This is a genomic window from Arthrobacter sp. 3Tela_A, from assembly GCF_049311025.1.
In the GTDB taxonomy this organism is placed as follows: domain Bacteria; phylum Actinomycetota; class Actinomycetes; order Actinomycetales; family Micrococcaceae; genus Arthrobacter_B.
Window position 1 is genome coordinate 31004 of sequence record NZ_JAXIOM010000006.1, and the last position, 17703, is coordinate 48706.

The window sequence follows — 17703 nt, forward strand, 5'->3', positions numbered from 1 at the left end:
ACGAATTAGGACTCTACCCCGTCGTAAGTAGGCACTGTGAATCCGGCCTTGGCCAGCGCAGCGCGAAGTTCCACCCGGTCATCCAGGGCCAGGTTGACCCCTTTGACCTCCTGCCAGACCTCGTGTCCGCGCCCTGCCACCAGGATGGTGTCTTCCGGGCCGGCCAGTTCGACGGCGCGGGCAATCGCAGCTGCCCTCGGCGCCACTTCAAGGACAATGGGGCCTTCAGCGCCGGTTCCTGCTGCTTCTGCGGCACTGCGGGCACCGCGGAGCACGTCGGCGCGGATGGCGGCGTCGTCCTCGTCGTGGGGATCGTCATCGGTGACAATCACAACATCGGCCAGGCTGGCTGCGATTGCGCCCATCAGCGGCCGCTTGGTCTGGTCCCGCTCCCCTGTGGCGCCAAAGACCACGATCACCTTGCCCTGCGGCCGTCGGACGGATTCAAGCGTGCGCTGGAGTGCGTCGGGGTTATGTGCGAAGTCAACGATTGCCGCAGGAGCTTCGCAGAGCAGCTGCATGCGCCCGGGGACTTCCACGGTGAACGGATCGTGTTCGTCCAGGGCCTGCTGCACCTCGGCAGGGTCGGCTCCGGATTCGAGCACCATGGCCAGGGCCAGGGCGGCATTGGAGACGTTGAAGGTTCCGGGCAGACCCGTCCGGGCCCGCAGCGCAGCGCCGTGCGGGGGGTGGAGTTCGAAGCTGTGCCCAAGGCCTTCCCGGAGTACGGCACGGACCCGCCAGTCGGCGTCGCCCGCTCCTTCGGCCGTGGCCAGCGTGGTGCCGCGGACCCCGGCAACTTCGGCCATTCGGCGGCCCCAGATGTCGTCCACGGTGATCACTGCGCGGCGGCTGCGGCCGGAACGGAAGAGGTCCGCCTTCGCAGCGAAGTACTCTTCCATGGACCCGTGAAGGTCCAGATGGTCCTGGGTGAGATTGGTAAAGCCGGCCACGTCAAAGACGACTCCGTCCACGCGGCGGTAGGAAATCGCGTGCGAGGAGACTTCCATGGCTGCGGCGTCCAGGGCACGCTCGCGCATCAGGGCAAGCAGCCCGTGCACCTGGGGGGATTCCGGCGTGGTCAGAACACTGGGGATTGCCTCTGCTCCGGCCAGGATTTCAATGGTGCCGATCAGCCCGGTGGTGCGGCCCAGCGCCTGCAGCAGGGAGGTGATGAAGTAGGTGGTGGTTGTCTTCCCGTTGGTGCCTGTGACGCCATAGAGCACGGGGGCGCTGCCGTCCTGCGGCTGGCTGTTGAACACCGCGGCTGAAAGGGGACCCACGAGCCGGCGGATGTCCTCGGCCACGAAGACCGGCAGGCCGGTTGGAGGCAGCTGGGCGAGTCCTGCGGCGTCGGTCAGGATGGCGGCCGCACCGGCGGCAGCGGCGTCGGCCGCGAACCCTGCTCCGTGATGGCGCGCGCCGGGCAGTGCAAGGTAGAGATCACCGGGGAGGATCTGCCTGGAGTTGATGCTGACCCCGGTCAGCTCTGCGTCCCATGCGCCGGTGCCGGTACCGGGTGCCGGCGTGATGGCCGGGGATCCGGGGGGAAGCGCCGCGGCGGCAGCAGCAAGGGTGACGGGGCGGACCCGTTCCGGGCGCATGCTGCTTTGGGCGCGCTGATGATTGCTATGTGGCACTGCACTGCTCCAGCTTTAGTACTCGATGGGGTACGTAACCGGCTCCCCTTCGGAGGGGGCTACGTTGTTGGTGGTCAGGACCTGTTCCATGACCTTCTGGAAGGTCTTTCCGGGTTCGATGTAGTAGAGGTCTCCCTTGGGCCGCTGAAGGGTCACCACAGCGACGTACTTGGGATCGTCCATGGGTGCAATACCAGCATAGGAGACGGTGTACCCGTCATACCCGCCGTTGGGGCTTGGTGCCTCTGCGGTGCCCGTCTTTGAACCAACCCGGTATTTCTCCAGCGCACCGGAGGCGCCGGAGCCTTCAACTGTGGTGGTCTCGAGCATGTGCTGCACTTCCAGGGCCGTCTTTTCCGAGACGACGCGCGTACCCGGTTTCCGCTCAGCCGGGTGTTCGGCGCCGTCGGCATCAATGCGCGCGTCCACCAGGCGCGGCGGGAGCCGCACACCGTCGTTGGCGATCGTCTGGTAGACCATGGCGGTGTGCAGTGCCGTCTGGGTCAGGCCCTGCCCGAACAGCACGGTGTACTGCTGGCGGGTATCCCAGGTTTCCGGCGGCGCCAGCAGCCCGGAGGTCTCACCGTTCAGGCCGGTGCCCAGCTCGGTACCAATGCCGAATTTGCGCAGCCAGTCATAGCGCTGCTGGGGCGAAAGCTGCTGGCCCACCATAACGGTGCCCGTGTTCATCGACTTGGCCAGCACACCGGAGGCAGTCATGCGCACAGTCCCGTGTTCGAAGGCGTCCTTGAACGTCTGTCCGTCGATCGAGTAGGTGTTGTCGATCTGGAACTGGGAGGTGGGGGTAATAATCCCCTCTTCGATCGCGGCGGCCATGGTGATGACCTTGGTGGTGGAGCCCGGTTCAAAAGAGTCGGTGACGGAGCGCGCCTTGCGCGACTCGGCTTCGGTGGCGCCGGGGTTGTTCGGGTCCACGGTGGTGGACTCGGCCATCGCCAGCACGTTGCCGGTCTCGACTTCAACCACGACGACGTTGCCCCAGTCCGCGTTGTACTCGCGTACCTGGGAGGCAATGGTCTGCTGGGCGAACCACTGCAGGTCCTGGTCGATGGTCAGCCGGATGGAGTCCCCGTCCTGGACCGGGACGTCCTCATTGGTGGCGTAGGGGATGCGGATGCCGTCCCCGCCAATCTCATAGGTCTTGCTGCCGGGCTCGCCGGCCAGGATGGAGTCCTGGGTCAGCTCCAGCCCTTCCTGGGCGCCCTCGGTGCCCAGGAAACCGACGATCGAGCCGGCCACGGGGCCGGAGGGGTAGGTGCGCAGCGTGGTGCGGTCGGCGTAGACGCCGGGGAATTTCACGGCCAGGACCTTGTCCCGGATTTCCGGGGTCACTGTCTTGGCTACGAAGTTGAAGCCCTTCTCCCCCAGGACGGACCGCCGCAGCGTCTGCGTATCCTGGTCCAGGATTTCCGCGAGTTCTTCTATCGCGGCGTCGAAGGTCACCGTTTCAAGATCACCCTCGGCGTTGCGGCGCTGGTATTCCTCTTCGTCATAGGCTGCGGAAAGCCGCTGGTCCACCACGATGTCGAAGCGCTCAACGCTGCGCGCGAGGTAGTTGCCCTCATTATCCAGGATCCCGCCCCGCAGGGCCGGAACACCAACTGTAACCAGGCGGTTGGCGACGGCGGCGTCCGCCATCCCTTCCGGGTCCACGGCCTGTACCTGGAAGAGCCGGACACCGAGCACTGTGAGAAGAACCAGGACAAGGATCAGTCCTGTCCGGAGCCTGCCGGTGACGAGAGCTACCCTGTGGTTCTCCTGTGCCGGAGCCGGTCCTGCTTTTGCCACAACGTGTCCTCGCCGGTGCTGGTTGGTTTACTGGCCGCTTCTCTGGCTGGGCGCCGGAATCGTGCCGCCGTTCAAATCGGGTTCCGCCGCCGCCGGAGCCGGCGCGGGGGCCGGCTCCGCTGCTGCGGCAGCGGGGGCAGTGTCCTGCTGTTCGGCAGCCCGGGCGTTTTCAGCCGGTTCCGGTGCCGCGGGCTGTACCGGAGTTACCGGCCTGGTCAGTACCTGGGGAAGTTCCACCAGGGTTCCGGGACCGGTTCCTTCTTTGGCCGGTTCCGGATCTCCGGTGACGGCGAGGGTCTGCAGGTCGATCGTACCGAACGTGGGTGAAACCACCATGCCCAGTTCAGCGGCAGCACCGGCCAGCACCTGGGGTGCCTGGTGGTGTTCCACCTGCTGGGTCAGTGCCTCATTCTTCTGGATGAGCTCGGTGCGCTGGTTTTGCAGCTGGACCAGCTGGTACTGGCCGCTGGAGACAGAGATGTTCAGCATCAGGACTGCGGCCAGACCCGCGGCCAGCACGGCAAAGCACAGGGCCGCCACGGGAACCCGGCGGCGGCGGGCAGCCGCCGGCACAAGGGCAAGCGGAGTCCGGCGGCGCGGGGCCGGCTGTTCCGGAGCTTCCTGCGGCAGCGCGCGTGCCAGGTTGCCCTGGACAGTCTGGGCTCCGCGGGCCGCACGGGCCGGAACCGGCGGGCGGCGCCGTCCTGATCGTTCAGTCATCAGCGTGCCCCGTCCATGGTTGCGCGAATCCGTTCGACTGCCCGCAGCTTGGCCGAGGCCGCGCGCGGGTTTTCTGCAATTTCCTGTTCCGTCGGAACTTCCGTCCCCTTGGTCAGGCGCTTGAGCTGTGCTTTGTGTTCCTCAAGTTCAACCGGGAAGCCCTTGGGCGCCGAGGAGCGGGAACCGGCTGCGAAGATATCCTTCACGATCCGGTCCTCGAGGCTGTGGTACGACATGACAACGATCCGGCCGCCGACGCCGAGGACGGACAGTGCGGAGGGAATGGCCCGCTCCAGGACGTCGAGTTCCTCATTGACCTCAATGCGCAGGGCCTGGAAGGTCCGCTTGGCAGGGTGTCCGCCGGTGCGTGCCGCAGCGGCGGGCACTACTGCGCGGATGGCCTCAACGAGTTCACCGGTGGTCTCGAACGGCTTGCGCGCACGGGTGGAGACGATTGAGGAGGCAATGCGTCCGGCGAACTTCTCCTCGCCCCAGCGGCGGATGATTGAAACCAGTTCGCCCTCGTCGTAGGTGTTGACGACTTCCGCGGCGGTGCGGCCGCGGCTCGTGTCCATGCGCATGTCCAGCGGTGCGTCGTAGGAGTAGGCGAAGCCGCGTTCACGCTCGTCGAGCTGCATGGAGGATACGCCCAGGTCAAAGAGAGCACCGTCGATGGAGTCGAACCCGAGGTCCTCGACTACGTCTGCGATTTCGTCATAGACAGCGTGGACCAGGTCGGTGCGGTCTTCGAAAGCGGCGAGCCTCTCCCCCGCCAGCGCGAGGGCCTGGGTGTCACGGTCAATGCCAATGACATGCAGCTTCGGGAAACGCTCCAGCATGGCCTCCGTGTGGCCGCCCATGCCCAGCGTGGCATCCACAACTACTGCGGTCCGGCCGGCTGCCTCTGCTGCTTCGATTGCCGGAGCGAGCAGATTGATGCAGCGGTCCCTCAGGACGGGTACGTGCCGGTCCTGTGTGGGACGGTCTTCGCTCATTTGGTCTCTCCTTCCGCTGCTAATCCGGTGCAGCGGGTTCTTGGACCAGATCCCCATCCGCGCCTCACGGTACGCCTGGCTCCGGGGAAGGTGAGCCAGGTGAAGTCCGCGGGGCGGCTGGAGATCTCGTTCAAGATCCCGCCGGTATCCGGCTTCGAAATTCCCTGTCTGTGCTGTACTGCGTGCTGTGCAACGGCTAGAAGATGCCGGGCATCGTGTCTTCGTCGGTTTCCGAAAACGCGTTTTCCTGTTCTTCCAGGTATTCCTGCCATGCCGTGGCGTCCCAGATCTCGGCCCGGGTGCCTGCACCGATAACGGCGAGTTCACGTCCGAGCCCGGCATACGAGCGCAGTGCCGGCGGAATGGTGACGCGGCCCTGCTTGTCCGGAACTTCGTCAGAGGCCCCGGACAGAAAAACTCGAATGTAGTCACGTGCCTGGCGTGAAGACAGCGGAGCCTGCCTCATCTGCTCGTGGACCTTCTCGAATTCCTTCTGGCTGAAGACGTAGATGCAGCGTTCCTGGCCGCGGGTCAGAACCAGCCCGTCGGCCAGCTCGTCGCGGAACTTGGCGGGAAGAATGAGCCTGCCCTTTTCATCCAGGCGCGGTGAGTGAGTTCCGAGGAACATCGCCCACCACCTGTCAGATTCGGGAGTTACACCCCTCCTGCACCGCCCTACCCTCTTACGCCCCCCACTTTACTCCACTTCCCTCCACAGTCAACGCAATTCGATAACGTTTTCCGGCGCGTCGAACCCCCGCATCCCAATAACTGCGCGGGATGGGGCGTGTGGGGGTGCAGTGGAGGAGAATGCGGCGAAACGGGCTCCCGAAACGGGACGCGGCGGGCGCTTAAACGGCGAAAGACCCGCCGAAGCGGGTCTTTGCGGCCTCCTGCGGGCTAGCCGGGGAGGAAAGTGGAGGTGGCGCTAGGGCTGGTCCCTCTTGCGCTCGTCCCATTTGCTTTCGAGGTTGGACATGAACCCGCGGGGTGCAGCCGCACGTTCCTTCCGGCCGGCGGGAACCCGCGGCTCGGCCTGCTTGCCCTTGGTGGTGGCGTAGTACATTCCCGCTCCCATCACCATAAAGCCCAGGATGCCCACCAGAATGTTGAGCGGACTGTCCAGGGTTATGCCCAGGATCAGGACCGCTATTCCGGCAACCGCCACGAGAGCGCCCAGCACAATGCGCCGGGTAGACATGCCTCGGCCCGCCGATGACGCCATCGAATTGGCGAATTTCGGGTCCTCAGCGTGTAATTGCTGCTCCAGCTGATCAAGCAAGCGCTGCTCGTGTTCTGAGAGTGCCATTACTGTCTCCTTGCGGTCCAATGTGCCCTGTAAACCAAGCAACGAACCCGGCGTGGTGGTTGTTCCCGGTTGGTCCCGGTTGTTCACACGGAGGTGTCGACGCTGATCTGCACTTAACCTCAAGGATAGATTGCAAACGGGTCCGGGGAAAGCCACAGCCGGGTGCCGCTGAACCCTCTCAGGCAATGCTCAGCCTGGGCTGTCCTGCGGCTTGTTTTTCTCCCGTCCCAGCAGCCGTGCCGGCATGATGCCGGACTCCCCGAACCTGCGGTTGATCCGGTCAAGGGCGTCCTCCGCCGAGCGCCAGTTGTCATCACGTCCGTCAAGGGTCAGCTGCTGCGCAGCACCGTCAGCCGTTTCAAGGTTTTCGGCGCGCAGTCCGATGAGGCGGACGCTCATGGGACGCCGGCCCAGCCCTGCGAGCAGACCGCGGACGGCCTCGTAAAGAAGCTGCGCACTGTCCACCGGTTCAGTGAGCGTGCGTGAGCGGGTGAGAGTTGAGAAGTCTGCGTACCGCACCTTCAGGGACACCGACCGGCTCTGCAGTCCCGCCGCACGCATTCTCGCTGCCGTCCGGTGGGCCAGCCGCAGCAGCTCGGTCTCCAGGACCTCGTCCTCGTCCACGTCCCTGGCAAAGGTTTCCTCTGCCCCGATGCTCTTTTCGACCCTGACCGGGGTCACGGCCCGGGCGTCGCGGCCCCAGGAGAGGTCATAGACATGCCGGCCGGTAGCGCCCAGCAGTCTTTGCAGGACCGCCGGCGGTGTGTGCGCGACGTCCGCAACCGTATTGATGCCCACCCTCGCCAGGGCCTCGCGCGTCTTGGCTCCAACACCCCACAGCGCCGACACGTCCAGGGCATGCAGGAAGGAAATGGTCTCATCCCGGGGAACCAGGAGCAGGCCGTTCGGCTTGGAGCGGGTGGAGGCAATCTTGGCAACAAACTTCGTGGAGGCGATCCCCACACTGGCAGTGATCCCCAGCTCCTGCGAGACACGGCTGCGTACGAGTTCACCGATCTGGCGGGGCGGCCCCAGCCTGCGCATGGAACCGGCTATGTCCAGGAAGGCCTCGTCAACGCTGAGCGGTTCAACCAGCGGCGTAATGGACTCGAAGATAGCCATGATGCGCGCCGACACCTGGCGGTAGACGTCCTGGTGCGGTTCCAGGATCTGTGCCTGCGGGCACAGCCGGCGTGCGCTCACCATCGGCATCGCAGACCGTACACCAAACCTCCGTGCCTCGTAGGACGCGGAGAGGACCACTGACCTGGCACCGAGTCCGCCGACGATCACCGGTTTGCCGGCGAGCTCCGGACGGCGCAGCAGTTCCACCGCAACATAGAACGCGTCCATGTCCACATGCATGATGGTGCAGTCCCGGTTTTCACCCGCTGCCGCCGTTGCTGTACCCACGTCCTCATACTATGCAGGCCCGCAGACACACGGGCGCTCCCCTAGACTGGAAACAGGCCCTGACCCTTCGTCGATGCGGATTCCCATGAAGAAAATCCTTGCCCTTGCCTGCAGCGCGGCCGTCCTGGCCGCCGTCGCCGGATGCAGTTCCACCGAGTCTTCGCCGTCTGCGTCCGCGTCCCCCAGCAGCTCAGTGAGTTCCGCGCCTCCCTCAGCCACGCCGGCGACCACTGCCCCCAGCCCGTCACCGTCGTCGGCCATCGCCGAAGGATTCCCCGAAGCCCTCGTTCCGGTCTTCGCCGGATCCGAGCCCACTGCGTCGAGCTTCGAAGACGACGGCCAGCTGCTGACCGCGTCGCTGACGGCCTCTTCCCCCGCTTCGCCCGAGGAGATCCTCGCTTTCTACACCGCCCATTTTGAAGGCCTGGGCTTCGCTGCCCTGGAAGGGGACGCCGTCGAATCCACCCCGGCCAAGGACTTCGCCCGCACTACCGGTTCCGAGACGGAGACCGCAAACGTCTCCGTTACTACCCGGAACGGCAGCTCAATCTATACAGTCGGGGCAAACGTGCTCCCCGGCACCGCAGAGACCGCAGAATAGGAACGCTGATGAGCCAGGCACCCGCTGCCCCGGAGGCAAACAAGGAGACCAGCAGGGCCGCTGCGTCTGCGGCCGATGAACAGGCCGCCTACCGGTCGGCCCTGTCCGCTGACCTTGAGCAGTTCCTCGGCAGCCAGCGGGAGGTCCTGGAGGAAGTCTCGGCTGAGTCCGTGCCCCTGCTGGGCGCAGTGCATTCCCTGGCCAAGGGCGGCAAACGGCTGCGGGCGCTCCTGAACTACTGGGGCTGGCGGGGCGCCGGAGGCGAGGTGCTCGGGGAGGCAGCCGTCCGGTCGGGACTGGCGCTGGAACTGTTCCAGAGCGCAGCGCTGATCCACGATGACATCATTGACCGTTCCGACACCCGTCGCGGTGCACCCAGTGTCCACCGGCATTTCAGCAACCGGCATGCCGAGGCCGAATGGTTCCTGGACGGCAGCCACTTCGGGTCATCCGCAGCGATCCTGGCCGGCGACCTCTGCCTCGCGCTGAGCGAGGAAGCATTTACCTCCGTGGGCGAACGTGCCGCTTACAACACCCGGGCGAGGGCGGTCTTTAACCGCATGCGGACAGAGGTTATGGCCGGCCAGTACCTGGACATCCTGGAAGAGGTGGTTGGCCCGGGCCACGAACCGGACCGCGCCGTCGTGCGGGCCCGGAACATCCTCCGCTTCAAGTCCGCCAAATACAGCATTGAGCACCCGCTGGCCATCGGCGGCGCCCTGGCCGGAGCCAGCGAGGAACTCCTCGCGGCCTATTCGGCCTTCTCGCTGCCGCTTGGCGAGGCCTTCCAGCTGCGCGACGACGTGCTGGGCGTGTTCGGGGATCCCGAGATCACCGGCAAGCCGGCCGGGGATGATCTGCGCGAGGGCAAGCGCACGGTACTCATTGCCTATGCGCTGAGTTCCGGATCCGCTGCGGTCCGAAAGGAAATCACGGAGCAGCTTGGACGCCCGGACCTGGACGAAGATGCCGTGGCCTCGCTGCGGTCCGCGATCCAGGAAAGCGGCGCGCTGGCAACGACGGAGGCCCTCATTGCGGAGCACACCGAGCAGGCCTTCAGCACCCTCGCCGCACTCGCGGTGGATGAGCAGACCCGCTCGGCGCTCGAATCACTGGCCCATGCGGCCGTGACCCGTACTGCCTAGGGCGCAGTTACCAGGCCAGAGCCTGTGCGCGGCGGCGGATTTCCGTCTTGCGGCCTTCCTTCAGGGCGTCCACAGGACGTCCGGGGAGGGTCTCGTCAGCGGTAAACAGCCAGCGCAGCATCTCCTCGTCGGAGAAGCCGGCATCGGTGAGGACCGAGATGGTCCCCTTCAGGCTGTCCAGGATTGCGCCGTCATTAATAAAGGCTGCGGGGATGCTGCGGATTTTGCGCTCTCCGAGCCGGACCGCAAGCAGTGCGCGTTCTTCCAGCAGGCTGTGAACCTTGCTGATTGTTACATCTAGTTTTTCAGCCACGTCGGGCAGGGTCAGCCAGTCGGAAACCAGTTCCTCGAGTTCATTCACGCTTCCAAGATTGCCATGGTGCGGCAATCAGGGCCACTCGGCACTCTTTTCGGCCGCGGAATTCGCTCTATATGTTCACGCCCGGCTATCGCCATCCGACTTTTCTCGTGTAAATTCGCATAAGTCACACTAATCACTTGTGTAACACCCGTATCACTACTTGTTTTTTGTCCCACGGACTGCGGCTCAAACCGCACCGTCAACAGATGAGGAAACAACCCGTATGACCGTGCAGCCCCCTGCCAGGCCGCGAACTGCGACAGCCGGCATGCCCCGCAAACTGAGCGTCGCTGTCACTACGGCGGCGATTCCGGCTGTCATGATGTCCTCTCTGGCACTTGCCGAGCCTGCCCAGGCATCGGTGCCGCAGCTTCCGGCCAAGGCCCTGTTCCCGCAGCTTCCGCTGCAGGCCATGAAGAACGCCGGCAGTGCCGTTGTGCCTGCTTCCCAGCTGGCAGCCCAGGTCCCCGCGACCGTCGCAGCCGAGTCCGCCGTTCCCGCAACGCACCGCATTGTCCCCGGAGACACCGTCAGCTCCATCGCGGCCCGCTACGGGCTGGACATGAACGAAGTGCTGCGGATCAACAACCTCTCCGCCAGCTCGGTCATCTATGCGGGCAAGGAACTCAAGCTCACCGGCACCGCCAAGGCCCCCTCAGCCCCGGTTGCCCAGGCACCTGCCGCCGGCACCTACACGGTCAAGCCGGGTGACACCCTGGGCGCCATCGCGGCCAGGCACGGCGTCAGCCTCGCTTCCGTCCTGGCGGCCAATAACCTCAGCATGACTTCGGTGATCTACCCCGGTGACAAGCTCTCCGTGGGCAGCGGAACGGGTGTGACGACGGCGTCGAGCACCCCTGCAGCTGCAGCACCGGCGGCGCCTGCCGCGCCGCAGGCGGGAACCTACACGGTCAAGCCGGGCGACACCCTGGGCGCCATTGCCGCACGCCACGGAGTGAGCCTGAAGTCCGTCCTGGATGCAAACAGCCTCAGCATGAACTCCATCATCCGTCCCGGCCAGAAGCTCTCCCTCAGCGGCTCCGCGACGGTCACGACGGCGTCTTCGGCTCCGGCCGCCCCGGCAGCCGCCCCGACGGACCTGGTGCCCAGCACGTTCCTGCACTACACCTACCCGCGGCATGTGGTGGCGAACGCCAACCTGAACAAGCAGGCCCTGAACTCAATGGCAGTGCCCTCGCGGGCGCAGATGCAGCAGCTGGTGGCAGACACCGCCCGTTCCATGGGCGTTGATCCCGCCCTTGCCCAGGCCTTCGCCCTGCAGGAGTCCGGTTTTGACCAGCGTGCGGTCTCCCCCGCAAACGCAATCGGCACCATGCAGGTCATTCCGTCCTCCGGCGAGTGGGCCTCGGACCTGGTGGGCCGCCAGCTGAACCTGCTGGACCCGCAGGACAACGTCACCGCTGGCGTCGCCATCATCCGCGCACTGGTACGCACCAGCCCGAACCTGGAGACCGCAATCGCCTCCTACTACCAGGGCCAGTATTCAGTGACCACCCAGGGCATGTACCCGGACACGAAGGCCTACGTGGCCTCTGTCCTGGCCCACCGCGCAGGCTTCTAGCCCGCCGACGGACAAGTCAGCATGGAGGCGGATCGGGTGTCGATCCGCCTCCCTGCTGTTTCCGCTTATAGGATCAAAGGGTGCATGAGCCCGTGAGTGACCCACTTCTGGAGACCCTGGTAGACAACCGCTACCTGGTGCGTTCCCGCATTGCCCGCGGCGGAATGTCCACCGTCTATCTGGCCACCGACACCCGTCTGGACCGCGACGTCGCCCTGAAGGTGCTCTACCCGCACCTGGCGGCAGACCGCGGCTTCCTGGACCGGTTCGAGCGCGAAGCGAAGTCCGCGGCCCGGCTCTCGCACCCGCACGTCGTCGGCGTCCTGGACCAGGGCGTCACCGAATCGCTGAGCTACCTGGTGATGGAATACGTTCCCGGCCGCACGCTGCGCGATGTCCTGAACGAACGCCACCGGCTCACCCCGCGCCTGGCGCTGGCCATGATGGACGCCGTGGTGGACGGCCTCGCTGCCGCCCATGAGGCCGGTCTGGTGCACCGCGACGTCAAACCGGAGAACGTACTGCTGGCCAGCAGCGGTGCCATCAAGATCGCCGATTTTGGGCTGGCGCGGGCCGTCACCACCAGTACCAACACCGGCACCCTGGTAGGCACCGTGGCCTACCTTGCCCCTGAGCTGGTCACCGGCGCCGGGGCCGATGCACGCAGCGACATTTACTCGGCCGGCATCATGCTCTACGAAATGCTCACCGGGTCCCAGCCGTTCACCGGCGAGGTTCCTATCCAGGTGGCTTTTGCCCACGTGCATTCTTCCGTGCCCACTCCTTCCGCCGCATGCCCCGGACTGGCCGAGGACCTCGACGAACTGGTTCTGTGGTGCACTTCCCAGGATCCCGAAGACCGCCCGGTGGACGGCCGGGCCCTGCTGGGGGAACTGCGGCACATCCGCACTTCCCTCTCCGACGAACAGCTGGACTTCCATGCCCCGGGAACTCCGCCGCAGCCGCCGTCCGGCCGCGGAGAACGGACCACGGTCATTGCGCCGCCCTCCGGCGCCACTGAGGTAATCAGCCGCGCCGAGCCCAACGCCACCGAGGTTCTGGCCCGCACCGAGAACGCCACTACCGTGCTGGGACGGGCCCAGAACCCCCCGGAGTACGCGCCCGGCAGCTACGACGACGCGGACACCGGGAATGACGGTGATTATCCGGAACTCTCCGCACGCGCCGGACGCCGGCAGGCACGGCGGGACTTCAAGGCCAGCCAAAAGGAAGCGAACCGGGCAGCACAGCGACCGGAAGTTTCACTGCGCTCAGGACGCCCGCGCCGGCGGGGTGTACTGCTGGGACTCCTGCTCACCCTGCTGATTGCAGCGGCCGCCTTCGCCGGCTGGTTCTTCGGCGCCGGCCCGGGTGCCCTGGTGTCGATTCCGGAGGTCAGCAACACCTCTGTTGAAGCAGCCGGAAACCGCCTGAGTGAAGACGGGCTGAGATACACCACCAACGAGGTGTACGACGAAGTGGTAGCCGCCGGTCTGGTGGTGGGAACCGAGCCTGCTGCGGCCCAGCAGATCCGCCGGTTTCAGCCCGTGACACTGCTGGTCTCACGCGGTCCGGAGCTGTTCAGCGTTCCGAACGTTATCCAGCGGTCCCTCGAAGACGCCGAGGAGAAGCTCTCCGAGGCCGGCCTCGCCACGGGCACCGTCACCGAGGAATTCAGCGAAGACGTTCCTGCCGGCCAGGTACTGGCACAGGTTCCGTCCCCCGACGCCGACCTGCGCCGGGGCACCCCCGTGGACCTGACTGTCTCCAAGGGGCCGGCCCCCGTGGAAGTACCCGCTGTGGCAGGAAAAACCGAAGAGGAAGCGGTGAGGCTGATCGAGGCGGCCGGACTGGAGGCCTCCGTCTCCTCCGAGCGCATCAACAGCACCGACATTCCCAAGGGCTCCGTAGCCGCTCAGAACCCGGCTTCCGGGCTGCTGGAACGCGGCGGAACGGTGACCTTGACCATCTCCGACGGACCGCGCATGGTCCAGGTTCCCAGCTACGTCGGCAAGCAGGCAGACACCGCGCGGCAGGAGCTCGAACAGCTCGGCTTCCGGGTAGAGGTCAACGAAATCCTCGGCGGGTTCTTCGGCACGGTCCGCGCACAGGATCCCGCCGGAGGAACGGCACCCGAAGGGTCCGTCATTACCCTGACCGTGGTCTAGGCACCGGCCGGACAAAACGCCCGGACTTTTCTGTGCTGCGGACCGGATTCCCGGCCCGCAGCACAGCTTGAAATCAGTTCTTCTCGGCCAGGGCTCCGGCTACCAGGAAGGCCATCTCGAGGGACTGCATGTGGTTCAGGCGCGGATCACAGACTGATTCGTAGCCTTCCACGAACGCTTCCTGGTCCACCGGGTCGGCTCCGCCCAGGCATTCGGAGACGTCGTCGCCGGTCATTTCCACGTGCAGACCGCCGGGGAAAGTGCCCAGCTCATTGTGGACTTCGAAGAAGCCGCGGACCTCGTCCATGACGTCGTCGAAATTGCGCGTCTTGTAACCGTTCGGGGACGTGACGGTGTTGCCGTGCATCGGGTCAGTAACCCAGAGGACCTGGGCGCCGGAAGCCGTGACTTTCTCCACGAGCGTGGGCAGCTTCTCGCGGATGTTCTTGGCACCCATGCGCGTGATGAAGGTCAGGCGTCCCGGTTCGCGGTTCGGGTCCAGCTTCTCGATCAGGGCCAGGGCGTCTTCCGCGGTGCTGTTCGGGCCCAGCTTCACTCCGATCGGGTTGCGGACGCGGGACAGGAAGTCGACGTGCGCGGAGTCGAGGTCACGCGTCCGCTCGCCAATCCACAGGAAGTGCGCGGACGTGTCGTACGGCTTCCCGGTGCGTGAATCGATGCGGGTCAGGGCGCGTTCGTAATCCAGCAGCAGGGCTTCGTGGCTGGCGAAGAACTCCACGCGCTTCAGCGCTTCAAAGTCGGCGCCGCAGACGTCCATAAAACGCACGGCGCGGTCGATGTCCCTGGCCAGGGATTCGTAGCGGGAATGCGCCGGGTTTGCGGTAAAGCCGCGGTTCCAGTGGTGGACCAGGCGAAGGTCGGCAAAGCCGCCCTGGGTGAAGGCACGGATCAGGTTCAGCGTGGACGCCGAGGTGTGGTAGGCGCGGACCATGCGGGCGGGATCGTGCCGGCGGGACTCCTCGGTGAACTCGAAGCCGTTGACCATGTCGCCGCGGTAGGCCGGCAGCGTCACGCCGTTGCGCGTCTCATCATTGGAGGACCGGGGCTTGGCGAACTGGCCGGCCATGCGCCCCATCTTGATCACCGGAAGGGACGCACCGTAGGTGAGCACAACGGACATCTGCAGGATGGTGCGGACACGGGCACTGATCTTGTCTGCAGTCGCAGCCTCAAAGGTTTCCGCGCAGTCCCCTCCCTGCAGCAGGAAGGCCTTTCCCTGGGCAGCCTGGGCGAGGCGGTCGCGCAGGATGTCGACTTCACCGGCAAACACCAGCGGCGGAACCATGGACAGCTCTGCCACGGCGGCAGCGTATCCGGGGTCCTCGTGCCAGGTGGGCTGCTGGGAAATCGGCAGCGACCGCCAATCATCCAGTCCGGGATACACGGCGGCTCCGGAGGACGGCGGGAAACTGGGATCTAGGTCAGCAGGTTTTTGGGTCACGTCTTAACCCTACTTCCCGGCGCGCAAAGGCAGCGATCCAATGTGTCCTGTTACGCAGTTTGCCTCCGGCCATATTTCAGGCGCCGCGCTGGGTCTCCTGTGCTCCGCCGGCTGCCTTGCCGCCGGTATGGCGGGAATCCTGCACGGCAGGGTCCTCCTGGGCTGCACCGTTTTTCTGCACGGCATGGTCCGGGGCACCGATGACGGTGACCTCACCGGGTTCCTTGGTGCTGTTCCGGCGGCCTGCTCCCGGTCCGACTCCGGGTTCGGGAGTCCCGGCATGGGGTGCCCGGACGGCTGCGCTGCGTGCTTCAGCTGTCTTGGACGCCTTGCGTGCCGCCGCCATCTTGTCCTTGACCGTGCTGGCGTAGACGTCCACATACTCCTGCCCGGAGAGGCGCATGAGTTCGTACATGATCTCGTCAGTCACGGACCGCTGTACAAAGCGGTCATTTTCCATGCCTGCGTAGCGGGAGAAATCCAGGGGTTCCCCGACGATGATCCCGATGCGGCGGATGTTCGGGATCCTGCGCCCGATGGGCTGGACCTTGTCCGTCCCGATCATGGCGACCGGAATAACGGGGACGCCGGTCTGCAGCGCCATCTTCGCCACGCCCGTCTTGCCGCGGTAGAGGCGGCCGTCAGGGCTGCGGGTTCCCTCCGGGTAGATACCGAGCAGGTTGCCGCCTTCCAGCACCTTCACCCCGGCACGGAGCGCGGCCTCGGAGGCAGCACCGCCGGAGCGGTCAATGGGCAGCTGGTTGGTCAGGCGGAAAAACGCAGCGGTGAGCTTGCCCTTAATCCCCCGCCCGGTGAAGTACTCGGACTTGGCAAGGAAGCTCACCGGCCGCGGCACGGCCAGCGGCAGGAAGATTGAATCCGAGAACGAGAGATGGTTGCTGACGAGGATCGCCGGCCCAGTGGCGGGAACATTATCCATGCCCTTGACCCACGGCCTGAACAGGAGGTTCACCACCGGTCCGATGAAAATCGTCTTCATCACCCAATAGAACACGCGGCCAGCTCTCCCGTCCGGACAAGACAATTCAAGACAATAAGAGGAACCCGTTTGGCTCCCCTTACTACTACTGTAAGCGCCCCGGCGGCAGCGTAGAATTTCTGCCCCGGCGAACACAGCCGACTTTGTTTCCCGCGGGGTGGAAAATCGCCCGCCTAATGCAACCATAGAGTCATGACTTCCCCTGGGGGCCCGGCACCGTTTTCAAGCGCCGGAGAAGGCCCAAACGCATCGACCGGCGTGCTGCTCAGTCACGGGTTCACCGGTTCCACCGTGAGCATGCTGGGCTGGGCCCGGTATCTTGCCGACGCCGGGTATGCGGTCAGCCTGCCGCTGCTTCCGGGACACGGCACAACCTGGCAGGAACTCGCCCGCACGCCGTGGCAGCGCTGGTACCAGGGCTACGAAGACGCCTACACCGAGCTGGCCGCCCGGACAGAGAACGTGGTGGCCGCCGGCCTGTCCATGGGCGGAGCACTCGCCCTGCGCCTGGCAGCCCGGCAGCCTGTGGCCGGGGTCGCCGTCGTGAATCCGGGCCTGACGGTCGCGGATCCGCGGGCCCGCTACGCTCATTTGCTCAAGTACGTTATGCCCTCTGTTCCCGCTATCGGCAACAATATCCGGCTGCCGGGGCAGGACGAAGGCGCGTACTCCCGCACGCCCGTCGGAGCCGTTGCGCAGCTGCTGAAGCTCTTCCAGGACACTGCGGCGCACCTGCCCCTGGTCAAGGCACCGGTCATCGCCTTCCGCTCCACGGTGGACCCGGTGGTTCCCGAATCAAGCATGGATCTGCTCCGCCGGCTGGTGGGCAGCACCGAGCTGGAGGTGGTCCCGCTGACAAACAGCTACCATGTGGCCACCATGGACCATGACGCACAGCTGATCTTTGACCGTTCCCACGAGTTCATCCAACGGGTGAGTGCAGGTGCCACAGCATGAGTGACCGCGAACCGGACCGCAACGAATCCACCGACGAGGCTGCCTGGCTGGACCTGGTGGCGCGGCTCCAGGAAACGTCCGAGGCCGATCCCCGGCAGCATCCCCCGGCCCCGTCCACCCAGGATGAAGGCGGCCAGGGCCCATATACGGCACCCGGGCCCGCCGGTCCGCCGGCGGCAGGGCCGCTGTCCGCCGCTGACCGCACCCGCGCCATCTTCGAAAACCAGCCGCTGCGCCGCGGGCCGCAGCCCCCTGCCGGGCCCGGTCCCCGTGACTACAGTCCCGAGGAAGACGAGTCCGACGGCTCGTTCATACCCGAAGAACCGCCGCCGCTGGGCAGCGGCGAACCGCTGGTGATCCTGGCATGGCTGGGCGCAGCGGGCGGTCCGCTGCTGCTGCTGCTCTTTGCGATGTTCTGGCGCGGCGCGCCGATGCCGGTGGTACTGGGCATCGTGGCCATCTTCGTCACCTGCGCCGGCTATCTGCTGTTCCGACTCCCCCAGTCCAGGGATGAGGGCGACGACGGCGCTGCGGTCTAGCC

At 65.7% G+C, this 17703-nt stretch carries 16 protein-coding genes; 6 read left to right on the forward strand and 10 right to left on the reverse strand.

Annotated features, from left to right (window positions below; genetic code table 11):
• Positions 1–5: 5 nt before the first annotated feature.
• The 7 genes from TVC13_RS03400 to dinB all read right to left on the reverse strand — a co-directional run bounded on the left by TVC13_RS03400 (position 6) and on the right by dinB (position 7886).
• Positions 6–1604, reverse strand: coding sequence for a UDP-N-acetylmuramoyl-L-alanyl-D-glutamate--2,6-diaminopimelate ligase (locus tag TVC13_RS03400; protein ID WP_422399898.1), 1599 nt, complete (start codon positions 1602–1604; stop codon positions 6–8).
• Positions 1605–1655: 51 nt separating this feature from the next.
• A complete protein-coding gene (locus TVC13_RS03405) occupies positions 1656–3449 on the reverse strand; it encodes a peptidoglycan D,D-transpeptidase FtsI family protein (protein ID WP_422399834.1) in 1794 nt (597 codons plus the stop codon).
• 27 nt (positions 3450–3476) lie between these two features.
• Positions 3477–4169: a hypothetical protein gene (locus TVC13_RS03410; protein ID WP_422399835.1), complete on the reverse strand. Its 693-nt coding sequence runs from the start codon at positions 4167–4169 to the stop codon at positions 3477–3479.
• The gene (gene rsmH, locus TVC13_RS03415; RefSeq protein WP_422399836.1) at positions 4169–5164 is read right to left on the reverse strand and encodes a 16S rRNA (cytosine(1402)-N(4))-methyltransferase RsmH; all 996 of its coding nucleotides are present in this window, start codon (positions 5162–5164) and stop codon (positions 4169–4171) included. The genes TVC13_RS03410 and rsmH overlap by 1 nt, the downstream gene beginning before the upstream one ends.
• Before the next feature lie 196 nt (positions 5165–5360).
• Entirely contained in the window at positions 5361–5792 is a 432-nt protein-coding gene (mraZ, locus tag TVC13_RS03420) for a division/cell wall cluster transcriptional repressor MraZ (protein WP_325789954.1), read from the reverse strand.
• 300 nt (positions 5793–6092) lie between these two features.
• Entirely contained in the window at positions 6093–6473 is a 381-nt protein-coding gene (locus tag TVC13_RS03425; RefSeq protein ID WP_422399837.1) for a DUF3040 domain-containing protein, read from the reverse strand.
• 189 nt (positions 6474–6662) lie between these two features.
• On the reverse strand, positions 6663–7886 hold the full coding sequence (dinB, locus tag TVC13_RS03430; protein WP_422399838.1) for a DNA polymerase IV: 1224 nt from the start codon (positions 7884–7886) through the stop codon (positions 6663–6665).
• A gap of 85 nt (positions 7887–7971) precedes the next feature.
• Here dinB and TVC13_RS03435 point away from each other — a divergent pair, with 85 nt between their 5' ends.
• The gene (locus TVC13_RS03435; RefSeq protein ID WP_422399839.1) at positions 7972–8487 is read left to right on the forward strand and encodes a hypothetical protein; all 516 of its coding nucleotides are present in this window, start codon (positions 7972–7974) and stop codon (positions 8485–8487) included.
• An 8-nt stretch (positions 8488–8495) separates the two neighbouring features.
• A complete protein-coding gene (locus tag TVC13_RS03440) occupies positions 8496–9632 on the forward strand; it encodes a polyprenyl synthetase family protein (RefSeq protein WP_422399840.1) in 1137 nt (378 codons plus the stop codon).
• Positions 9633–9639: 7 nt separating this feature from the next.
• Here TVC13_RS03440 and TVC13_RS03445 read toward each other — a convergent pair whose 3' ends face one another.
• Entirely contained in the window at positions 9640–9993 is a 354-nt protein-coding gene (locus tag TVC13_RS03445) for an Rv2175c family DNA-binding protein (RefSeq protein ID WP_422399841.1), read from the reverse strand.
• Positions 9994–10261: 268 nt separating this feature from the next.
• Between TVC13_RS03445 and TVC13_RS03450 the strand changes: the two genes are divergently transcribed.
• Both TVC13_RS03450 and pknB read left to right on the forward strand, forming a co-directional pair.
• Positions 10262–11575 (forward strand): LysM peptidoglycan-binding domain-containing protein, encoded by a 1314-nt coding sequence (locus tag TVC13_RS03450; protein WP_422399842.1) that lies wholly within the window; start codon positions 10262–10264, stop codon positions 11573–11575.
• 92 nt (positions 11576–11667) lie between these two features.
• Complete coding sequence (gene pknB / locus TVC13_RS03455) at positions 11668–13743, forward strand: Stk1 family PASTA domain-containing Ser/Thr kinase (protein WP_422399843.1); 2076 nt, start codon at positions 11668–11670, stop codon at positions 13741–13743.
• Between the two features lie 73 nt (positions 13744–13816).
• Here pknB and TVC13_RS03460 read toward each other — a convergent pair whose 3' ends face one another.
• Positions 13817–15205 (reverse strand): class II 3-deoxy-7-phosphoheptulonate synthase, encoded by a 1389-nt coding sequence (locus TVC13_RS03460; protein WP_422399844.1) that lies wholly within the window; start codon positions 15203–15205, stop codon positions 13817–13819.
• A gap of 76 nt (positions 15206–15281) precedes the next feature.
• Positions 15282–16220 carry a lysophospholipid acyltransferase family protein gene (locus TVC13_RS03465; RefSeq protein WP_422399845.1) on the reverse strand — a complete coding sequence of 313 codons (939 nt, stop codon included), beginning with the start codon at positions 16218–16220 and terminating at the stop codon, positions 15282–15284.
• A gap of 177 nt (positions 16221–16397) precedes the next feature.
• On the opposite strand from TVC13_RS03465, the gene TVC13_RS03470 reads away from it, so the two are divergent.
• On the forward strand, positions 16398–17162 hold the full coding sequence (locus TVC13_RS03470; RefSeq protein ID WP_422399846.1) for an alpha/beta hydrolase: 765 nt from the start codon (positions 16398–16400) through the stop codon (positions 17160–17162).
• Complete coding sequence (locus TVC13_RS03475; RefSeq protein WP_422399847.1) at positions 17159–17701, forward strand: hypothetical protein; 543 nt, start codon at positions 17159–17161, stop codon at positions 17699–17701. The genes TVC13_RS03470 and TVC13_RS03475 overlap by 4 nt, the downstream gene beginning before the upstream one ends.
• The last annotated feature ends 2 nt before the right edge of the window (positions 17702–17703 follow it).